13 protein-coding genes are annotated in these 20,560 nt (G+C 62.7%); 3 read left to right on the top strand and 10 right to left on the bottom strand.

Going from position 1 to position 20,560, the window contains the following annotated elements:
- Positions 1 to 121: 121 nt before the first annotated feature.
- Both J1G34_RS23335 and J1G34_RS23330 read right to left on the bottom strand, forming a co-directional pair.
- On the bottom strand, positions 122 to 2,380 hold the full coding sequence (locus tag J1G34_RS23335; RefSeq protein WP_222994692.1) for an ATP-dependent DNA helicase: 2,259 nt from the start codon (positions 2,378 to 2,380) through the stop codon (positions 122 to 124).
- Positions 2,377 to 4,023 carry a VRR-NUC domain-containing protein gene (locus tag J1G34_RS23330; RefSeq protein WP_122464125.1) on the bottom strand — a complete coding sequence of 549 codons (1,647 nt, stop codon included), beginning with the start codon at positions 4,021 to 4,023 and terminating at the stop codon, positions 2,377 to 2,379. The genes J1G34_RS23335 and J1G34_RS23330 overlap by 4 nt, the downstream gene beginning before the upstream one ends.
- Positions 4,024 to 4,211: 188 nt before the next feature.
- Between J1G34_RS23330 and J1G34_RS23325 the strand changes: the two genes are divergently transcribed.
- A complete protein-coding gene (locus tag J1G34_RS23325) occupies positions 4,212 to 4,436 on the top strand; it encodes a YgdI/YgdR family lipoprotein (RefSeq protein WP_057722473.1) in 225 nt (74 codons plus the stop codon).
- A gap of 147 nt (positions 4,437 to 4,583) precedes the next feature.
- Here J1G34_RS23325 and J1G34_RS23320 read toward each other — a convergent pair whose 3' ends face one another.
- The 8 genes from J1G34_RS23320 to J1G34_RS23285 all read right to left on the bottom strand — a co-directional run bounded on the left by J1G34_RS23320 (position 4,584) and on the right by J1G34_RS23285 (position 18,866).
- A complete protein-coding gene (locus J1G34_RS23320) occupies positions 4,584 to 6,008 on the bottom strand; it encodes a polyurethane esterase (RefSeq protein ID WP_065937291.1) in 1,425 nt (474 codons plus the stop codon).
- Between the two features lie 178 nt (positions 6,009 to 6,186).
- On the bottom strand, positions 6,187 to 9,306 hold the full coding sequence (locus J1G34_RS23315) for an autotransporter domain-containing protein (RefSeq protein WP_222994691.1): 3,120 nt from the start codon (positions 9,304 to 9,306) through the stop codon (positions 6,187 to 6,189).
- Between the two features lie 157 nt (positions 9,307 to 9,463).
- The gene (gene eprS / locus J1G34_RS23310; protein ID WP_122464127.1) at positions 9,464 to 12,421 is read right to left on the bottom strand and encodes an autotransporter serine peptidase EprS; all 2,958 of its coding nucleotides are present in this window, start codon (positions 12,419 to 12,421) and stop codon (positions 9,464 to 9,466) included.
- A gap of 34 nt (positions 12,422 to 12,455) precedes the next feature.
- Positions 12,456 to 13,796, bottom strand: a complete 1,341-nt coding sequence (locus J1G34_RS23305) for a TolC family outer membrane protein (protein WP_065897199.1) — start codon at positions 13,794 to 13,796, stop codon at positions 12,456 to 12,458.
- Positions 13,797 to 13,798: 2 nt separating this feature from the next.
- Positions 13,799 to 15,091, bottom strand: a complete 1,293-nt coding sequence (locus tag J1G34_RS23300; RefSeq protein ID WP_065897200.1) for an HlyD family type I secretion periplasmic adaptor subunit — start codon at positions 15,089 to 15,091, stop codon at positions 13,799 to 13,801.
- Positions 15,092 to 15,182: 91 nt separating this feature from the next.
- Entirely contained in the window at positions 15,183 to 16,925 is a 1,743-nt protein-coding gene (locus tag J1G34_RS23295) for a type I secretion system permease/ATPase (RefSeq protein ID WP_065897201.1), read from the bottom strand.
- Positions 16,926 to 17,028: 103 nt separating this feature from the next.
- Complete coding sequence (locus J1G34_RS23290) at positions 17,029 to 17,385, bottom strand: protease inhibitor Inh/omp19 family protein (RefSeq protein WP_065897203.1); 357 nt, start codon at positions 17,383 to 17,385, stop codon at positions 17,029 to 17,031.
- Positions 17,386 to 17,432: 47 nt separating this feature from the next.
- A complete protein-coding gene (locus J1G34_RS23285; protein ID WP_065897204.1) occupies positions 17,433 to 18,866 on the bottom strand; it encodes a serralysin family metalloprotease in 1,434 nt (477 codons plus the stop codon).
- Between the two features lie 489 nt (positions 18,867 to 19,355).
- Here J1G34_RS23285 and J1G34_RS23280 point away from each other — a divergent pair, with 489 nt between their 5' ends.
- Both J1G34_RS23280 and J1G34_RS23275 read left to right on the top strand, forming a co-directional pair.
- A complete protein-coding gene (locus J1G34_RS23280) occupies positions 19,356 to 19,853 on the top strand; it encodes an NUDIX hydrolase (RefSeq protein ID WP_065893105.1) in 498 nt (165 codons plus the stop codon).
- Positions 19,854 to 20,058: 205 nt separating this feature from the next.
- Positions 20,059 to 20,331 carry a DUF1652 domain-containing protein gene (locus tag J1G34_RS23275; protein ID WP_065888111.1) on the top strand — a complete coding sequence of 91 codons (273 nt, stop codon included), beginning with the start codon at positions 20,059 to 20,061 and terminating at the stop codon, positions 20,329 to 20,331.
- The last annotated feature ends 229 nt before the right edge of the window (positions 20,332 to 20,560 follow it).

The raw sequence follows: 20,560 nt of genomic DNA, 5'->3' as shown, positions 1-20,560 counted from the left end.
ACGTCAACGATAACGCGTGCTTCCTGAATGAACGCGGTGCCTGTGAGTTTTTCGCGAGCAAGCTCGCTCCTACAGCGGGTATCAGGGCAAGCCCTCCCACATTTGAATGGCGGTGAGTCCCTCAGGTCGTTGGCGACCACCATTTGGGCAGCAACTGCCTCACCCGCGCCTCACCAAAGCGATCATCGATCAACATCACCACACCCCGATCATGTTGACTGCGGATCACCCTCCCCGCTGCCTGCACCACTTTCTGGATACCGGGATAAAAATAGGTGTAGTCATAGCCCGCGCCGAAGATCGCGCCCATGCGCGCTTTCATCTGTTCATTCACCGGATTGAGCTGCGGCAGGCCCAGGGTGGCGATGAACGCGCCGATCAGGCGTGCACCGGGCAAGTCGATGCCTTCGCCAAAGGCGCCACCCAGTACCGCAAACCCCACGCCCTGGCTGTGCGGGGTGAACTGGTCCAGAAAGGCCTGGCGTTCAGCTTCGGCCATGCCTCGCGACTGCAGCCACAGCGCAATCTGCGGGTGCCGCTCGGCCAGCAGCTGCGCGACTTGTTGCAGGTAATCGAAGCTGGAGAAAAACGCCAGGTAGTTGCCCGGCTGCGTGGCGAACTGCCGGGCGATCAGTTCCACGATGGGTTCCAGCGACGCCTGGCGGTGCACGAACCGCGTGGAGATGCGGTCGACGATGCTCACCTGCAGTTGCTCGGCCTTGAACGGCGATTCGACGTCAACCCAGGCGGTGTCCGGCGGCAACCCGAGCAAGTCGGCGTAGTAGTGGCGCGGGCTGAGGGTCGCGGAGAACAGCACGCTGCTGCGCGCGGCTGTCAACCTGGGGCGAATGAACTCGGCCGGCACCACGTTGCGCAGGCACAGGGTCGAGCTGCTGCGCTTGGCGCTGAACTGGCGTTTGCTGATATCGAAGATGAAGTGTTCATTGAACAGCTCGGCCACCTTGTTAAATTGCAGCGCCTCGAAGTAAAAGGCCTGCAAGTCGCCACTGAGGGCTTCGGGATGGTCGTTGAAATACTCGCCCATGGCGCTGGCACACTGGCTCAGGGCCTGGAGCAGCTTGTCGGGTTTGGCCGCGTATGCCTGATACGGCGCCAGTTGGTCCTTGTGCAGCGCATTCCACTCACGGTTCAGGCGCTGCAAGGGCTTTTTCAACGGCTCGGGGGCGCTGTCGCGCAGCGTCTTGAGGCTGTACTGGTCGAGGCTGGCGCTGTACATCGAACGCGCGCGCTCGACCAGATTATGCGCCTCGTCGACCAGCACCGCGACGCGCCACTGATTGAGCTGCGCAAGCCCGAAGAGCATGGCGCCGAAGTCGAAATAGTAGTTGTAGTCGGCAACCACCACGTCGGTCCAGCGCGCCATTTCCTGGCTCAGGTAATACGGGCAGACGTCGTGGGCCAGGGCCACCTCCCGCAGGTGACGCTGATCGAGCAGCCGCACCCTGGCTGCCGCCTGGCGGGCGGCGGGCAAGCGATCGTAAAAGCCCCTGGCCAGCGGGCACGAGTCGCCGTGGCAGGCTTTGTCCAGGTGTTCGCAGGCCTTGTCCCGGGCCACCAGTTCCAGCACCTGCAGGGACAGCGCGGGGCTGCTGTCGTACAGCACCTGGGCGGCATCCAGCGCCAGCTTGCGGCCCGGGGTCTTGGCGGTGAGGAAAAATACCTTGTCCAACTGCTGCGGCGCCAGGGCCTTGAGCATCGGAAACAGCGTGCCGACGGTCTTGCCGATGCCGGTCGGCGCCTGGGCCATCAGGCAACGGCCGGTGCTCACCGCCTTGTAGACCGATTCGGCCAACGAACGCTGACCGCTGCGAAACTCGGCATGGGGAAACGCCAGGCCTTGCGCGTCGCGGTTGCGCGCCTCACGGTGTTGCATCTGCTGGTGGGCCCAGTCGAGAAACAGCGCGCATTGCTGCTTGAAGAAGCGCTCCAGGTCCGGCGCGGCAAAGCGCTGCTTGAGCAGGGTCTCGCCCTCGCCGACGATATCGAAATACACCAGCGCCAGCTCGATCTCATCAAGCCCCAGCTTCTGGCACATCAGCCAGCCATAGACCTTGACCTGGGCCCAATGCAATTGCCGATGGTTGGCCGGCTGGGCCTTAAGGTCGCCGCGATAGGTTTTTACCTCTTCGAGGCGGTTGCTGTCCGGGTCATAGCCGTCCGCCCTGCCCCGCACCTTGAGTTGCTCGTACTCGCCCTCGAGCGCGACTTCGTTCTGGTAATGCGCGCTGCGCCGCGACGCCACCGTGCGATGGCCGACGATGCCTTCCTGGGCACTGGGCGACGGGGTAAAGCGCAGGTCCAGGTCACCGACCTTGGCGGTAAATTCGCACAACGCGCGCACCGCGACGCTGTAGCTCAAGCGGGCTCTGCCCAGCGCACATAGCAGACCGTGACCGGCATCTGGTACTCGCCGCAGAACTCCAGCCAGCGCAGTTGGTTGTCCTGCAGGCGGTCGCCAGGGCCCTTGACCTCGATCATGCGGTAGGTCTTCTGCGCCGGCCAGAACTGGATCAGGTCGGGCATCCCGGTGCGGTTGGCGCGGATATCCAGCAGCAGCCGCTCGAACCAGTAGCGCAAGTGTTCGGCCGGCAGGCACGTCAGGGCCTGCTCCAGCAGCTCTTCGCTGAGCAGGTTCCAGAACACAAAGGGCGATTGAATGCCCCATTTGTCCACGTAACGCTGGCGAATGGTGGTCTTGTAGCGCTCGTCCCGCAGTTGCTCAAAGCACGTGCTGAATAACTCGGTTCGGCGCTGATGAAAGTCCTCACTGTGCAAGTCGGCAGGCCCGCGCTGGAACGGGTGGAAAAACGCGCCCGGCAGCGGCGCGAAGATCACGTCCCAGCACAGCAGGCCGAACAGCGAATTGATCAGGCCGTTTTCCACGTAATGCACCGGCGCGTCGGGCTCGCTCAGGTGGGCCTGCACACAATATTCCACCGACATCAGCGGTTGCGGCGGCGTCAGTGCCAGGTCCAGGCGCGTGACGGCTCGCGGCTTGGCCTTGGGCACTTTGGGCTCACCCAGCTTGCGCCGCAGACGCGGCACTACGCGCAGAAGGTGTTGCTGCTCGGCGGCGCTTTGCGGTGCCTGTTGCGCCGCCACGGCCAACGCCAGGGCCTGTGCATAGGCCTCCTGGCGCTCCAGCACGCGGATCAGCCGCGCACGCGCGCCGGGATAGGCGCAGCCACGATAGATCTGCTCGGCCACGCTCAACTCAGCGCTGCGCTCGCAGTATTGGCCGATCTGGAACAGCAGTTTGGCGCGGCGTTTTTCCAGCCAGGGGTTGTCGGTGTGCAGCGTGGCGATGTGCGCCAACACCGTTTCCAGCGCCTGGCCCGCCTCGAAAGCCTGCTGGCACTGGTGCAGGAACAAGAAGCCCTCGACGTCGGCGCGGCTGCGCAACCCTCGGGACTCGGCGCAGAACGCGACCTTCTCGTAGGTGTAGATCCCCAGGTCCGCCAGCACGAACTCCGACCAGTCCTGATACAGGTTGCCGAAAAACATCAGGCGCAAGCGGTCGCACAACGGCATCACCGTCAGGCTGTAGAGCACGTCTTGCAGGTCGGGGCACCAAAGGGCGAAGCTGCGGCTTTCATTGAACTGCGCCGCCAATGGCGCCAGCCAGTCGGTTTTGCGGCCCCTGGGGTGCTCGATCCAGGGCTTGAACGCCGCGAGCAGCTCGCCTTTTTGCAGCACGCCGAACAGCTCTTCAAAGCCCAACGGGCATTGGTCCTCGACCCAACCGGACGCCAGCAGTGGTTGCATGGCCGCGTGCGGACAGCCGATTTCCAGGTAGTTGAGCTTTGCCCCACGAAAATGCACGCCCTTGCGCATGACCATGCGCACCAATAACGCTTGTGACGCCTGGGGCAACCTGTCGAATTGCTGAATGAACTGCAATTCGTCAGGGTCGAGCAGATCGGCATAGCGCTGCTCCAACCACATCAGCACTTGGCGGAAGTTGTGCAGGTAATACAAGGGGTCTTCGAGGGGGTGGCTCATGGCACAACGCGGCCAACTACTGGTTATGCATACAGAGTGACGCTGCAAACGGTTTGTTGCAATCAGTAATAGATAAATGGCGCCTGCAACTTTTTGAAAAAAAGCGATCAGATGAGGGAGCTGATCGCGTAACATTTATGCCTCGCAGCCAGACGCTGCGGGACTTTTCAGGGTTAAAGGTAAGGGTAATGAACATGAAGAATTTGGGTCTTCCGCTGGTTGCACTCACTTTTCTGGTATTGGCCGGTTGCTCCACGCAAACGGTGGTCACGTTGCAAAACGGCACACAGTATCTGACCAAGGACACACCCAACGCCAAGACCGCCGACGGCTTCTACGAATTCACCGACATCGCCGGCAAGCGTATTCGTATCAAGGCCGATGATGTGGCGACGGTGCGCAAGGAACAATAATTTCAGGCTGGCCTATATCAAATGTGGGAGGGGGCTTGCCCCCGATAGCGGTGTATCAGCCTGCTTATAGGTAGCTGACCCACCGCTATCGGGGGCAAGTCGAATCGTCGCACCGCCCCTCCCACAGTTTTAACCGCGTTCCAATAGTCAGCCGATCATAATCCCCTCCCCCGACACACTGCTCACCCCCACCAGCGTCACCGAGTCGGCACCGAAGCTGATCACGGTATCCCCGCCGACCAGCTTGGCATGATCGCGATAATCCGCGCTGCCCTGCACGTCCGTGAAGACCAGCTTGTCCGTCGCCTGGTAGCCCACCACGCGATCATTGCCAAAGTGCCCGCTGAACAGGAAGGTGTTATGCCCGCTGCTGTCGCGGATCGTGTCATTGCCTTTGCCGCCCTCGATAAAGTCCGCGCCCTTGCCGCCCTGGATCAGGTCGTCGCCGTGACTGCCGATGATGAATGTGTCGCCCTTGTGCGCCTCGGCATTACGGTTGAGGTCTTGCACCCAGGTGGTGGCCCGCGCGGGGTCGGACAGATTGGCGACGATCACTGTGGAGTCGCGGGTCATCTGCTCATAGAAGCCGGAGTCGAGAATGCGCGTCATGCCATCGCCGTAGCCGGTGGGCAAGTGTGACACCCAGGTCGGCAGGTTGAGGATGGAAAACGGCAGCACGTTCCACAGCGATGACGCGTAGTGGTCGTTGAAGCTGACGATATTGTCGGTGGTGGACTCATGGGGTTTGTCGTGCACGCCCAGGGACGACAGGTTGAACGATGCGCCATCCAGCGCACGGAACACCGGGTCATTTTCGTAGCCCACGTTCAGCACCTTGTCACCGCCACTCTGGGTTGGCGAGGCATAGGCCACATAGTTGGCGTCCTTGTAGAAGCCCGACCATTTGCTGTCGCTCAAGTCGGCCATGCTGTTGACCGCCAGCCCTCCGAGGCTGTGACCGCTGACCAGCACATCCTGGCCGCTGAGGCCGTGGGCACCGGCAAACTCGGCAACGTTCTTGAGCAAGCCGCCGAAGGCTTCGCCGACGTAGTTTTTCGCGTAGTCCTTGGGACCGAACGCGGCGAGCAGGTCGCTGATGACATCGCCGATTGAATCGCTGATCAGGTGTTCCCGCGGCCCGGACGTGCCGCGAAAACCGATACCGATTTCCAGCAATTTGCCTGCGTCATCGTACTTGCCCAGCACTTCGACCTGGGCCGTGGTGTAGCCGGGCTTTTCGCCGAAAAACGTCCCCCGGGCGTCGACCTTGCCGGTGTAGCCGAGGCTGCTGGCGCTGATCGGCGTCCAGCCGGCTTGCTGCACCGCGTCGAGGGCGGCTTTTTCCGAGTCCGGGTTCCACGGAATGCCGGGAATGACCCCTTGGGAATCGGTACTGCCCAGCAGGGCCTGCACCAGCGTGGCCGGTAAACCCAGGCCCAGGCCGTTGTGCTGATACCCCACGGCGTAGCCATTATCCAGGTTGTGATAAGCATACAGCGTGATCGCCATCGCATCGGCGAACAACGTCTTGGAGCCCTCGGTCCCGAGGTTTTTATAGTCAAAGATACCCATGGCACTGCCTCTCTGTTGTTGGATTTGTCGAGAAAGCGAAAACACCTTTTGTCCATTACCACCTGTAGGAGCGAGCTTGCTCGCGAAGATCGTCAACGATGACGCGCTCTACCTGAACAACCGCGCCGCACTTGAGTTTTTCGCGAGCAAGCTCGCTCCTACAGTGGTTTTTAACGCGTCAGAACGCCCAGTCCAGGCTCAAACCGACGCCATGCACTTTCTCCTTGCTGGCCAGCAAACCGTTGTAGTCGAAGTTCACCCGCGCATCCTTGCTCAACGCCAGGCTCACCCGTGCCCCGACCAGGGCGGCATCGCGCACCATCGGCGCGCTTTCCACCGCGAACGAAGGGCCGCCGGAGGCAAACGCCAGGTGCTGCTCGGCGTCCGTGCTGCTCAGGTTGTGCTGCCAGCCCAGGGTGCCGGACACTTCCAGTTGCTGATGATCATTGACGTTGAAGGTTTTCAAGGCACGCACACCCAGGGTGCTCAGCACCAGGTCGCGGCTGTCGTCGCCACTTTTCAGCGCAGCGGCATCGCCCTTCTCTTTGAAGCTGTCGGTGTCCAGGTGCACGTAGGCCAGGTTGGCGAATGGCTCAAGCGCCAGGGGTTGCAGGTTGATGCGGTACGCCGCCTCGGTGAACATCTGGGTGCTGTGGGCATCGACCTTGGCTTTCTGCTTGCCGCTGACGTCGCCGTATTGCAGATCACGCTTCACATCGGCGCGGTGCCAGCTGTAGGTTGCGCCGCCACTCAGGCGCCAGGCGCCGATTTCATGCCCGGCATAGGCGCCGAAGTGGTAGCTGTCGACCGAGGCACGACTATGGGTGTCGCTGCCCATGTTCAGCGACGTATCGCTGTAGCCGGCCACCAGGCCGATGCGCGTTGCGTCGTCGAGGGCACCGTCCACGCCGGCCAGCATGCCGCCGATGGACGTGGTGTAGCCGGCCGTGTCGCTGCGGCTGTCGGTCTTGCCCCAGGCCCCCAGCGCTTTTACCCACACATTGCCACGGCTGTCGATGGCCTGGCTGGTCGCGCCCATTTCACCGTTGCGCAGGCGCTCGCCGACCGCTTCGCGCACGTAGCGGCTGTCATTGACCAATGCAGTCTCCAGGGCTGGATAGACTTCGCCACTCAGTTGCTGGAACGCGCCCTGTGCCGAGGCCGCCGTCGGGGCCAGCAGCAGGCTTTCATACACGCCGTTGCCCGCGCCCAATTGCTCGGCGGCTGCGGCGACGGCGCGCTGGTTCGGCGTCGCGGCCACGCTGGCGAAGCTGTTGGTGCGAGCCACATCCAGCTGCACACCGCCCGCCGCATAGTTCAACGTGCCGCCGATGAACAGGTAGTCCGGCAGTACCGCACCGAAGCGGCCGGTGACACCGCCCGCCGCTTGCAGGATGTTGTACTGGCGACCGATCAGGCTTTGCGCCTGGGTCGCGCTGAGCAAGGTCGGGCTGTTTTCCAGGGCCAGGGTCACGGTACCGCCATTGAGCGTGGCGGTGCCGCCGGCGACGATGCGGTCGCTGCGGGTGGGCGACAATTCCACCGCATAAGTCGAGCCTGCATCGAAGGTGACATTGCCCGCTACGTTCAGCGTGCCGATGGAGTTGCCCGGCGCCACAGTGCCGCCGCTTCTCGCGGTCAGCGAGCCGATACGCCCCGAGCCACCGACCACGCCGCTCTGGCTGACGGTCACGTCGGAGGTGAGCGAGCCGTTGATCGCCAGCAAGCCCTGGTTGACCAGGGTCGGGCCGCTGTAGGTGTTGGCGCCGGTCAGCACCAGGGTGCCAACGCCCTGCTTGGTCAGGCCGCCATGCCCGGCGATGTCATTGCTCCACACATCCAGCCCGCAATGGATGTCGTTGCACACGCGCTGGGTCGGTTTGCCGGCATCCACCACCGCGCCAATGCCCGGCAGGTCGGCGACGAACTGGCCACTGCCATAGGCGCCGTCGATGCGGAACTCGGCCGGAATATCCTCGGCGGTAACGAACATCCCCGGACCGTTGACCGCCTTGCCCAGGTTGATCATGCCCCAGCCATACAGCGAGTCGATGCCCGGCGCGCCAAGGTCGGTGGCGGTGGTCTTGAGCAGCGTGGATATCTGGTCGCCACTCATGTACGGGAAGCGCTCCATCAGCACCGCCGCACTGCCGGCCACATGGGGCGCGGCCATGGAGGTGCCGTTGAAGTTGGCGTAGTCGTTGGTGAGGTTGTCCAGGTTGGTGCCGTTGATGATCGAACTGAAAATCTTCGTACCCGGCGCCGCTACGCAGAAACTCGCCGCATAGCCACAGCGCGAGGAGAAGGTGCTGATCACGTAGGGGTTGGCGCTCGTGGTGTCCGGGTTCTGCTGCAGGGCCGCCACCGACAGCCAGTTCGGCGCAATCTGCGGCACGAAATACGCCAGGCCCGAGATCGCATCCGGGTTGTTGCGGTTGTAGTCGTTACCGGCGGCAAAGATGGTCAGTACACCGCTGCGGGCCGCGTCGATCGCACCTTGATAGGCACCACCGGCAATCGTGCCGAGGATCGGCCGGATGTTGTTGAACTGCGCCTGGGCTTCATTGACCGTGAAGTTGGGGAACGCCGGATCGCGCCCGCCCTTGGCGTACTGATCGCCGATGCCGATGCCCCAGCTGTTGTTGATAATGCGCGCGCCGCTGGCGACCAGCGCATCCCAACCGGCTTTGTACACCGCGCCATCGTTGCCCAGGATGATCCCGTCTTCCGGGCCCGGGTCGCCGTTTTCGGCGCTGATGATTTGCGCGTTGAACGCCACGCCATGCATCGGCCCGCCGTCGCGGTTACCCGCCGCAATGCCGCCGACATGGGTGCCGTGGTTGCCCAGCTTGCCGTTGGAGCCCAGGGACGGCGTGCCGTCATAGCGAAACGCATCACCGGCCTTCACCGGGATGTACGGGTCGGTGTACTGGCGGATGCCCTCGGTGACGATCGTCACCACTTTGCCCGGGCTAGCGAACTCCGGATGCTGGGCGTACACCGGCTGATCGAAAATGCCCAGCTTGACGCCCTTGCCGGTGTAGCCGGCGGCATACGCGGTGTCGGCGTGCACGGCGCCCAGGCCCCAGTCGGCCTTGAACTCGTTGCTGCGCCAACTGGCGGCATCGCCCGGCTTGCCGGTTTCCACATAGGGTGCGGCCTGGGCGGTTTGCATGCTTGCGAGGCCGCTGGCCAGGCAGCACAGCAACGCGCCGTATGGCACGCGGCTCAACGCCTTGAGCGGATAGCCCGGCCCTGTGTGGAGGGCAATGGTGAACCCTGACTTGCGTTTTTTCACGGTGACCTTCCTTAGTTTTCTTATTGCCAGTAGGTGAATCACTTTCCCTGTGGGAGGGGGCTTGCCCCCGATAGCGGAGTGTCAGTCGCCGGATGTACCGGCTGACCCACCCTCATCGGGGGCAAGCCCCCTCCCACATTTGTTCTGTGGCGTGCCTTTAGAACTGCCAGTTCAGGCTCAGCCCCACGCCCTGGGTTTTCTCGCGCCCGCCCAATTGGCCGTTGTAATCCAGGTTGACCCGTGTCGACGGGCTCAGCGCCAGGCTCGCCTGCAGCCCCACCAACGCCGCGTCGCGCAGCAACGGTGCGCTGCGCACGGCAAAGGACGGCCCGCCGGCGACAAACGCCAGGTGTTCCTCGGACTCCACCGCCGTCAGGCTGTGTTGCCAGCCCAGCGAGCCGGACAGTTCCAGTTGCTGGTGGTCGTTCAACGCCAGGGTTTTCAGTGCGCGCACGCCAAGGGTGCCGAGCACCGCATCACGTCGGTCATCGCCGCGCTCCAGGGCCGCGGCCGCGCCTTTTTCGTGGAACGCGTCACTGTCCAGGTGCACGTAGGCCAGGTTGGCGAAGGGTTCCAGTGCCAGCGGTTGCAGGTGAATGCGGTACGCCGCTTCGGTGAACAGCTGGGCGGTGCGCGCCTCCAGCTTGGTCTTTTGCTTGCCGCTGACCTCGCCGTATTGCAGGTCACGCTTCACATCGCCGCGATGCCAGCTGTAGGCGCCGCCGACACTCAGGCGCCAGTCGCCCAGCTCACGCCCGGCATAGGCGCCGAAGTGATAGCTGTCGATGGACGCCGAGGAATGGGTGCCGCCGCCCATGTTCAATGAGCTGTCGCTGTAGCCGGCGACCACACCGACGCGGGTCTGTTCGTCCAGTGCGCCGTCGACACCCGCCAGCAAGCCGCCGAGGGAGGTGGTGGAACCCGCCGTTTCACCGCGCGTGTCGGACTTGCCCCAGGCGCCCAGGGCCTTGAACCACAGGTTGCGTTCACCGGCCACCGGCACATGGCGCAGGCGCTCGCCCACCGCGTCGCGCAGTTGGCGGCTATCGTTGATCAACATCGCGCCCACGGCCGGGTAGATTTCACCGGACAGTTGCTGCAAGCCCTGTTGCGCCGTGGCTATGGAGTCCGACTGCAGCAGGCTTTCGTACACCGGGTTGCCGGCCCCCAACTGCTCGGCGGCCGTGGCGACGGCGCGCTGGTTGCGGGTGGCGGCGACGCTGGCGAAGCTGGCGTCATTGCGCCCCACCGCCAGTTGCACGCCGTTGGCGGCGTAATCCAGCGTGCCGCCGAGGAACAGATAGTTCGGCAGCACCTGGCCGAACTGGCCCTGGATACCGCCGGCCGCCTCGAGAATCGAGTATTGCCGGCCGATCAGGCTCTGGGCCTGGCTCTGGCTTAATAATGTCGGGCTGTTTTCCAGGGCCAGGGTGACCGTACCGCCCCCCAGCACGGCCTTGCCGCCGGCGACGATGCGGTCGCTACGGGTGGGGGTGAGTTCAACTGCATAGGTGGAGCCTGCGCCCAGGTTCACATCCCCGGCCACCTGCAAGGTGCCCACCGAGTTACCCGGCGCCACGCGCCCGCCGCTGTTGACCGACAGCGCACCGATCCGCCCGGAGCCGCCGAGGGTGCCGCTGTCATTGACCGTTACGGCCGAGGTCAACGCGCCGTTCACCGCCAGCAGGCCGCCGTTGACCAGGGTTGGACCGCGATAGGTGCTGTCGCCGCTGAGTACCAGGCTGCCCGCGCCGGATTTGATCAGGCTGCCTTGGTACACGCGGTTCGCCGCTGCCTGATCACGCGCGCTGCCCACGGCGTAGTCGGTCTGGTCCTGCTGGCTGGCGCTGGCGCTCAGGCCGTTCTGCCAGCCCTTGTCGAGCAGGGTTTGCTGCCAGGCGCTGTGCTCGGCGCGGTCTTCGGCCTGGCGCTGGAGCAAGGCCTGGTCGGAGATGCCGTTACTCCACACATCGCCCTGCCCGGCCGCGAGGTTCACGTTCATCGCGCCGAGCAACTGCCCCGGCCCGTGCATCGCCCGGCCCAGATCCGGCACGCCCCAGCCGACGATAGCGTTGGGGGCCTGGGTGATTGAGCCGTCCAGTTGCGTAGCGGTGGTCAACAGTACCTGCAGCGCCTGTTCGTTGGTCATGTAGGGATAGCGCTCCATCACCAGCGCCAAGGCGCCGGTGGCATGGGGCGCGGACATCGAGGTGCCGGATTTCACCCCATAACCACCGTCCGGGATGGTGCTGTTGATCAGCGCACCCGGAGTAGAGATGCACCAGTATTTGGCGATGCCGCACTTGTTGTACTTCTGGTTGTTGGCCTTATCCAGCCCCGACACCGCCAGCCAGTGACCTTCCAGTTCCGGCTGGAAGTACGGCAGCGCCGAGCGCACGCTGGCATTCGCATAGCCGCTGTTGCCGGCGCTGAACACGTTGATCACGCCGGCCTTGGCCACATCCGCCGCCGCGTCCAGCCAGGTACCGCGGTTGTAGTGCTGGGCGTAGGCCGCGTGCAGGTCACCGAGGGTCTGGTAGCTGACGTCCTTGGGTTGGCTGCCCCAACTGTTGTTGATGGCGCGCACGCCGGAATCCACCAGGGCGCTGTACACCGTCTTGAAATACTTGGGGTCCGGGGTCGGGCCGAACAGGAAGCTGTCGTTGGCGTTGGTGTTGCCGACATAGACCTGTGCGTTGTACGCCACCCCATGCATGCCCACGCCGTCGCGCGCCGCGCCCATGGTGCCGGTGACGTGCGTACCGTGGGAGTCGTTGTTCAGGTTGAGCGCGCCCGTGGTGCTGAAGGCACTGCCATCGACGTACGTGCCGCTGGCGGTGACCGGGTGGAAGCGCTCTTTGGACGCCTCGGGGTGATTGGCATCGAACCCCGAATCCAGCGCGCCGATTTTCACGCCCTTGCCGCTGATTCCGGCGGCATAGGCTTCATCGGCCTTCATGCGCCCCAGGCCCCAATCGCTCTGGTATTCAGCGGAACGCCAACTGGCGGGGTTACCCGCTTGGCCGGTCTCGGTGTATTGCGCCTGCGCCGCAACGGACAACAGCAGCAATGAGCCTGCGGTGAAGGGTTTGAACCGTGGTGAATCGGTGATCATCCGTACACTCCTGTTTTATTGTTATGTCGTGCCTCTACCGCGTTCGCTCCGGGCCGAAGGCTTCGTCCACCTTGGCCAGGTCGGTGTCGCGCAGGTTGCCCGCGTAGTAATGCAATTTGGTCCAGGCCATCAGGTAGTCGTACCGCGCCTGGGCCAGGTCGCGGCGGGTGCTGTAGAGCTGTTGCTCGGCGTTCAACGCATCGAGGTTGACCCGCTCGCCGCCGAGGATGCTTTGCTTGGTCGACACCACCAGTGCCTCGGCCGAGGCCAGGGCCTTCTGATAGGCGCGCAGCTTGCTCACCCCCGACAGGCACGCACTGAACTGGCGGCGCAGTTCGATCAGGGTTTCGCGGGTCTTGCCTTCCAGTTCGTACTCGGCCTGCTCCATGGCGCGGCTGGCCTGGCGCGTGGAGGCCGAAATAGCGCCGCCGGCATACAGCGGCAGGCTGACTTCGACGCCGATGGTGTTGGTGTCGTAGCGCTGGTTGTAGGTGTTGCCGCTGTCCGATTCCTGCTTGCGCGAACTGGCATAGGCGGTAATTTTCGGCAAGTGCCCGGCGCGGTTGCGCTCCACTTCATAGCGCGCCACTTCCAGGGACTGGCGCTGCGAGGCCAGCACCGGGTTGTTGGTCAATGCCAGTTCGTGCCAGGTGGCGTAGTTGGCCGGGCTCAGGCTGAATGCGGCGAAGCTCTGGTTCAGCGGTGCGAGGTCGTCGATATTGACGCTTTGCACACCGATCAGCGCGCCCAGTTCGCGCAGGGAAGCATCCTGCTCATCCAGGGCCTGGATCTCTTCGGCGGTGGCCAGTTCATAGCGCGATTCAGCTTCCAGGATGTCCGTGCGCGTGCCCTCGCCCGCCTTGAACAAGTGTTCGTTCTGCTGGAACTGCTGCTCGAACGCTTTCTTCTTGGCGCGGGCGATGTCGATCTGGTCCTGGGCGAACAACGCCTGGGTGTAATAGCTCAACACCCGCACCAGCAGGGCCTGGCTCTTGTCGCGAAAGCTCTCGTCGGCGAACAGCGCCTGGGCCACGCCCTTGCGGTAGTTGGCGTAGGCTTCGTAGTCGAACAGCGGCTGTTGCAGGCTGAAGGTGGAACCGTAGCTGTTGTAGTTGCGGTCGTCGCGATAGCTGCCGCCACGGCCGTCGGGCAGGTGCGCTTCGGAATTGTTGCGGCCCTTGTTGTAGTTGTACGACAGCCTCGGCAGCAAGCCGGCGCGGCCGATGGTGCGGTTTTCCAGGCCGGCATCGCGCTCCTTGATCGCGCCGAGGAACACCGGGTCATTGCGCAGGGCCTGCTCGTACACATCGAACGGGCCCATGGCGGCGTGGGCACTGGCGCAAGTGAACAGCAAGGCGATGAACACAGGCTTCATGTTCATTCCTCGGTCAACGCGGAGCCGGCGCGGTCCAGCAGCGGCTTGAACAGATAATTGAGCAACGAGCGCTCGCCGGTGCGCACGAACATCTCGGCGGGCATGCCCGGCTTGATCACCAGGCCGTGGAGTGTTTCCAGCGCCGCCTCGCTGACGGTGGTGCGCAGCACGTAATAAGGCGCACCAGTCTTTTCATCGAGCATCTGGTCGGCGGAAATCAGGCTCACCTCCCCCGGCACGCGCGGGGTGCGGCTCTGGTTGAAGGCGGTGAAGAGGATGTCCACCGGCAAGTGCGTGCCGACCTTGTCCACCAGGTGCACCGGCAAATGCCCTTCCACCTCCAGGCGCGTGCCTTGCGGCACGATCTCCAGCAACGTTTCCCCCGCCCGCACCACGGCGCCCTCGGTGTGTACGCCGAGGTTGACCGCGATGCCATCGGCCGGCGCGTTGATTTCGCTGTGCTGCAGGTCGAACCCGGCGGAGGTGAGTTGCTGCTCCAGGGTCAGGCTGCGCAGCTGCGCGTCGGCCAATTGGCTGCGCACTTCCTTCTGGTATTCCTCGCTGTGCTGCTGCAATTTGAGGCGCGACTCGACAATACCCTGCTCGATGCGGCCACTCTCGCCGGCGTTCTGCGCCAGGTCCTGCTGCACCTGGGACAACTGGCGCTGGTAGTCCATCAGGCGGTTACGCGGGATGTAGCCGTTGTCGGCCAGCGGTTGCAGGTTGCTCAGTTGGTCACGCAGGGATTGCGCCTGGGCGGTCAGGTCGCTGCGGGCACGGCGCATGCCGCCCAACTGCGACGTGGCGCCGTCGATGCTCGCCCGAATGCCGGCCTGCTCACGGGCAAAGGCTTCGCGGCGGCTGCTGAACAGTTGGCGCTGGCCTTCAAGTACCAGCGCCAGGGCCGGGTCGGGGTTGTCGCTCAGTTGCGCGGGGAAGCTGACGCCGGGCAGATTGTCACGTTCACTCTGCCAGCGTGCGGCGCTGGCCCAGGCCATACGGTACTGGGCTTGCAGCGATTGCACGTCGGCCTGGTGCTGGGTCTGGTCGAGGCGAAACAGCGGCTGGCCTTGTTTCACCACCTCGCCTTCGCGCACCAGAATCCGGCTGACCACGCCGGGGCTGAGGGTCTGCACGGCCTTGCGCTTGCCCGACACCACCACCGTGCCCTGCACCGGAATGCCTTGATCCAGCGGCGCCAGGCTGGCCCAGAGGAAAAACCCGCCGGCGCCGACCACGGTCAGCAGCCAGCCCATGCGCACGAAGAAGCGCGCGTCGTGTTGTTCGTAAATCATGCACGTATCCTTACTGCTTGACGCAAAACGTGTAGGAGCGAGCTTGCTCGCGAAAAGCGCACAGGCACTGTGGGTATCCAATCGGAGCGCGTCATCGTTGACGACTTTCGCGAGCCAGCTCGCTCCTACCGCCGGTTTTTTCCCTCGGTGCCTCGTGCTGGCCGGACAACGCGCGCAGCACGTCCTGGCTCGGTCCGAACGCCTGCAGCTGGCCTTCGCTGAGCACCAGCAACTTGTCGGCCTGGGCCAAGGCGGAGGAACGGTGCGTCACCAGCACCACGCTGCTGCCCTGGGCCTTCAACTGCATGATGGCGCTGGCCAGTGCCGCTTCGCCGACGGTGTCGAGGTTGGAGTTGGGCTCATCCAGCACGATCAGGCGCGGCCCGCCGTACAAGGCGCGCGCCAGGGCCACGCGTTGCTTCTGCCCGCCGGACAGGCCGCCGCCGTTGTCGCCCAGTACGGTGTCGTAGCCCTGGGGCAGGCGCAGGATCAATTCATGCACGCCGGCCTGTTGCGCCGCCTTCACTACCTGTTCCGGGTCGGCTTCGCGAAAGCGCGCGATGTTGTCGGCGATGCTGCCGCTGAACAGTTCGATGTCCTGGGGCAGGTAGCCGATATGGGGGCCAAGGTCATTGCGGTCCCAGCGGTGAATATCCGCGCCGTCCAGGCGCACGGTGCCGGCCAGGGTCGGCCATACCCCCACCAGCACCCGGGCCAGGGTGGACTTGCCCGAGCCCGAAGCGCCCAGCACGCCCAGCACTTCGCCGGCGCCCAGGTTGAAGCTGACGTGGTGCAGGGTCGCCAGGCGTCGACCGGGCGGGCCGGCGCTGACCTGCTCGAAACTGACCTGGCCCTTGGGCGCAGGCAAGGCCATCTGCTCGCCTTCCGGGGGGAACTCACGCAGCAATTCGTCAAGGCGCTGGTAGGCCAGCTTGGCCGAGCTCCATTGTTTCCATACCGCGATCAACTGGTCGATGGGGCTGAGGACCCGGCCCATCAGAATGGAGCCGGCGATCATCATCCCGGCAGTCATATCGCCCTTGATCACCAAAAAGGCGCCCAACCCCAATACCAGGGACTGCAGGCACAGCCGCAAGGATTTGCTCAGGGAGGTGATCACCGAGCCGGTGTCGCTGGCCTGGTTCTGCAAGCCGAGGAACTGCGAATGCACCGCGAACCAGCGCTGGCGCAGCGCACCGAGCATGCCCATGGCCTGGATGGTTTCGGCATTGTGCAAATGGCTGGTGGCCAACTGCGTCGACTGCTGGGAAAAACCGCTGGCGTCACCCAGCGGCTTTTTGGTCAGGTACTCATTCAGGCAGGCCAGGCCGATCAGCAGCACCGCGCCCGCCGTGGCCAGTACGCCAAGCCACACGTTGAACAGGAAAATCACGAACAGGTAGATGGGAAACCAGGGCGCGTCGAAAAACGCGAACAGCGCAGGCCCCGTAATGAACTGGCGAATGTGGGTCAGATCGCCCAGGGATTGCCCTGCATGCCCCTGCCCGCGTTGCAGGTTGCGTTCGAACGCGGCCTGGTAGACGCGCAAGTTGAAACGTCGCTCCAATTGGCTGCCGATGCGGATCACCACAAAACTGCGGATCACTTCCAACAGGCCAATAAAGGCAAAGAACCCGACGACCATCAGCGTCAACATCACCAGCGTCGTTTCATTCTGGGAGGACAGCACGCGGTCGTACACTTGCAGCATATAAATCGATGGCACCAGCATCAACAGGTTAATCAAGGCGGTAAAACAGCCAATGCTGATCAAGATGCTCTTGTATTCACCCAGCGCCTTGAACAAGGGCGCAACAGCTTGGGGCTTGGCCATATCTTCTTATCTTCCCTGAACCCGGATAACGCGCAATAGTTGCCCAACCCCTGATTAAGGCGCGGCCAACTAACAAATGAAGTTATAAGCTTATAACTGGAAACTAAGGCGTGCGTCGCAATGCAACTACCGCACCGGATTTAGTGCGCCCCTCATACTCGCCTTCCGCTTGGCGGTTCAAGTGCGTGATCCCGCTGCCTTCGGCATTCATCAGCCAGATACCGTCCGGAGTGGGCGACCAGGTCAGGGGCTTTTCACCCAGCCATTGCGCTACGCACGCTACATCGCCGCCCAGGCGGTTGGCCTGCTCTTGCAGGTCCAGCGCGCACACCTGGTCACCCTGGTGCAACTGCCAATGCCCCGCCAATTGCGCGGTGCTGGGTAAAACAAGACTGCTCGCCATTACATGGGCTCCTGCCGACACGATCAAAAGGGTCAACCACTTGGAAAAACGCTGCATCGTCTGGCTCCATCCTGGAACGCGGCGCCTGCGCGCCGCGCTTTACATCACGCCACGATGTCGCTGGCAGCCGCCTGGCCAACGGTGGTGACGAGGAAATCCGCCACGCCGTGCCCGGAGAAGTCCACCGCCAACGTACCCAGGTTGGTACCTGAGGCGTAGGACAGAACTGCGTCGCCGACATGCCCGGTAAACGCATTGACGAAGGTCACGCCCGCACCCTTGGTGATACCGGACAGGTCGATCTTGTCCGAACCCGAGGTGAAGTCAAAGATCTTGTCTGCGGCCCCTGGCTTGGAGTCGGAACTGGCACCGTACACGAATGTATCGCTGCCCGCGCCGCCCCACAGTTGGTCCGCACCGCCACCGCCGTAGATGAGGTCGTTGCCGGCCCCGCCCTTGATCAGGTTGGCCGCCTGGTTACCAATGATCAGGTCATTGCCCGCGCCGCCGAACGCGTTCTCGATGGTAACGCCCTTGGCAATGGACACGTTGCCCACCAGGCCGCCAACGTCGGAGAACGAGGTCGCATTGAGGTTGATCTTCTGGTTCTGAGTAAAGCCGGAGAAGTCCAGGGTGTCGTTGCCGCCACCGTCCCATACCGAGAACACCAGCTTGTCGGCATTGGATGTGGCGCTGAGGAAATCACGCCCGGTGTTGGAGTTGAAACCGTAGGTGGTGTCACCGGCGCGGGTGTTGAGGTTGGCACCGTAGAGCTTCTGGATCGCGGCAATGTCGTCGATCAGCGGACCGGAAGCATAAGCCTCGACCCCGCCCTTGCTGAAGTTCTGGTTGGTGTTGCTCTCGCTCCAGTAACTCATGAGGCTATAGCCACGCGTGTCCTGTCCATAGGTCGCGTCTTTATAGCTTGGGTTGCCGTTCCCGGCGTTGTAGTCGCCAGGGTGAGCCAGGCCCAGGGTGTGACCGATTTCGTGGGTCAGGGTCTGCCGGCCATAGTTGTTCAGGTCCGGCGCCTTGTTCTGCGTGTAGCTGTTGTTGGTCAGGTACCACGAGGTGCCATCGTAGCCTGCGCCGGTGCCGGGCAGGTAAGCGAACGCCGCCGCGCCGTCCTGGCCACCGCTGTAGTTGCCGAAGGTCATATGCCCGTCGCCGCCGGAGGCCTTTTCGGTAAAGGTCACGTTGGCCACATCCGACCAGGATTGCATGGCCAGCGCGGCCTGTGCTTTCTGCTGGGCGTTGAATTGGCTGAAGCCCGAGATGCCATGTTTGTTCATGGTGCTCTGGGTAGCCGAGGTGAGGAAGGTGTAGGTCAGATCGATCTTGCCGTTGCCATCAAAGTCCCGGTACGCGGCGCCATCCCGCAGCAGTTGGGTGGCTGCCTGGTCCACGCTGTAGGACGGTTTGCCATTGACCGTGAGGTTGCCGCCACGGTCATACAAATGGCTGAAGCTATCGATTTGCGAGTAAGCAGTGCTGGCTTGCGCGGCAGATACAATAGCCTTGTCTTTTACTTTTGACATAAACGTACTTCCTTGTTTGCAAGTGCATCAGTCTTTGTTCGATAGGAACCTCGCGGGCGAGGATAGTCCTATCACTCACCTCTTTTGAAGGCGTAAGAAAACTGACACAACTTGAAATCTTTCGTCTACACATATTTCACTGATGAAAAGGTGATGCAGGTTCAACATCAGGAAGTCTCGCGCAGCATTTATTGGGCGCGCTTGCTGATTGCACGCCTAATCTAAGCCCAGCGTTATTTAAATATTAAATAGCGCTAAAGCGCTTTAACTCAGCGCCGTACTTGAATAATGGATCCAATATATTGACACCGTGGCATAAGCAATATTAATGAGCCACTACCTGCAGATTAAAGTAGCACTGGTCTGCCCCCGGATGCCGGGACACGGGCCAACTTGACGGGGATTGAAGATAATCAATGTCAGGTATACCTCGTATATCAGCGAACGCTCCATTAGGGTTGAACGCCGAGATCAAAAAGGAACACCTGCATGGCCCCCTGTGATCTGCCCTGCCGAAAGAATGTCCGGGCCCTTCTGCTCAATCCACATGATCAAATTCTACTGATGCAGGTGACCCTGCCTGACCGGACCTTCTGGTGCACCCTGGGTGGCGGAATCAAGCCGGACGAAAGCCTTCAAGACGCCGCACAACGTGAGCTGTTCGAGGAAGCGGGATACCGCCCCGAAGAACTGTCCCAAGGGCGCCTGGTGTGGACGGGAAAACATACATTGATGCGTAATGGCACGCCGGTTCTTCTGGATGAGTCCTTTCTGCTCTATCGGGCTACCCGCGTCGACTTCACGACACAGCATCAGACCGACGAAGAGAAAGCCGTGGTCAAGGAGATGCGCTGGTGGAGCGTCGAGGAAATCAATCACACCGAACAATTCATCGTGCCACCGCGCCTGGGACATTACCTGCAACGCCTGCTCACTCTAGGCCCTCCCGCTTCCCCAGAGCTGATTCAGTTAGCGGATGAGTCATGACGTTCAGTTGATTTGCAACGACGTGTCGCCCATGCCGTGGCGCCTCTCGCCAGCCTGGCGACCGGCAGGACATGATCCAGATCAAAGAACCGCCGAACGGACTTGAAAAAGTCGCGTTCCCCTTGCGAACGAATGCTATTTTTACTGCTCGACACCAGGACTATTGACGGTCCTGGCCCCTGCCGCGAGCTAAAGGAAGCGCTCAATGAACAAGGTGGGCAATATGAACAAAGTGACCTTTCCCAATGCATGCCAACTGATGCGTTGGCATTTTCATCCGATGGGCTTCGAAGGGAGCATGGACGCCCCCGGCAGCATGGTGGCCCGCCTGTTTGATCGCACCAGCGGCGAGACACTGATCGCCATCGCCGGCATTCCCTGCGCCACCGTGATGAACGCTGCCGATGTCGAGCGCATCATCGAGGCAGTGGAAGATGAGCTTGAGAGTTTTGTGCCGCCGCTGTCGTTGCGGGCTTGATCGATTGCCGCATGCCAATGAGATCCAATTGTGGGAGGGGGGCTTGCCCCCGATGGCCATAGGTACCTACACAACTCAGCAGCGCCCAACAGTAACCACGATGCGAAGCGAGTCGCTTTTGATCTTGATCTGCTTTTGATCTTGATCTCAGGCGCCCCGTTAAACCACGCTGGCCGAACGCAGGCTTGAATCCGTGGGTAACCCGGCAGGACGCCGGGTTAGCCGCACT

It is taken from the genome of Pseudomonas sp. Wu6 (assembly GCF_019891515.1).
GTDB lineage: Bacteria > Pseudomonadota > Gammaproteobacteria > Pseudomonadales > Pseudomonadaceae > Aquipseudomonas > Aquipseudomonas orientalis_A.
Note: the sequence above shows the minus strand (reverse complement) of the source record. Positions and strands in the feature narration are given on the sequence as shown.

What these genes read in the sequence shown, in the direction of transcription:
- eprS (WP_122464127.1), bottom strand. Translation starts at nt 12,421, where the DNA reads ATGATCACCGATTCACCACGGTTCAAACCCTTCACCGCAGGCTCATTG.
- J1G34_RS23280 (WP_065893105.1), top strand. Translation starts at nt 19,356, where the DNA reads ATGGCCCCCTGTGATCTGCCCTGCCGAAAGAATGTCCGGGCCCTTCTG.
- J1G34_RS23330 (WP_122464125.1), bottom strand. Translation starts at nt 4,023, where the DNA reads ATGAGCCACCCCCTCGAAGACCCCTTGTATTACCTGCACAACTTCCGC.
- J1G34_RS23285 (WP_065897204.1), bottom strand. Translation starts at nt 18,866, where the DNA reads ATGTCAAAAGTAAAAGACAAGGCTATTGTATCTGCCGCGCAAGCCAGC.
- J1G34_RS23320 (WP_065937291.1), bottom strand. Translation starts at nt 6,008, where the DNA reads ATGGGTATCTTTGACTATAAAAACCTCGGGACCGAGGGCTCCAAGACG.
- J1G34_RS23290 (WP_065897203.1), bottom strand. Translation starts at nt 17,385, where the DNA reads ATGCAGCGTTTTTCCAAGTGGTTGACCCTTTTGATCGTGTCGGCAGGA.
- J1G34_RS23300 (WP_065897200.1), bottom strand. Translation starts at nt 15,091, where the DNA reads ATGATTTACGAACAACACGACGCGCGCTTCTTCGTGCGCATGGGCTGG.
- J1G34_RS23275 (WP_065888111.1), top strand. Translation starts at nt 20,059, where the DNA reads ATGAACAAGGTGGGCAATATGAACAAAGTGACCTTTCCCAATGCATGC.
- J1G34_RS23325 (WP_057722473.1), top strand. Translation starts at nt 4,212, where the DNA reads ATGAACATGAAGAATTTGGGTCTTCCGCTGGTTGCACTCACTTTTCTG.
- J1G34_RS23295 (WP_065897201.1), bottom strand. Translation starts at nt 16,925, where the DNA reads ATGGCCAAGCCCCAAGCTGTTGCGCCCTTGTTCAAGGCGCTGGGTGAA.
- J1G34_RS23305 (WP_065897199.1), bottom strand. Translation starts at nt 13,796, where the DNA reads ATGAAGCCTGTGTTCATCGCCTTGCTGTTCACTTGCGCCAGTGCCCAC.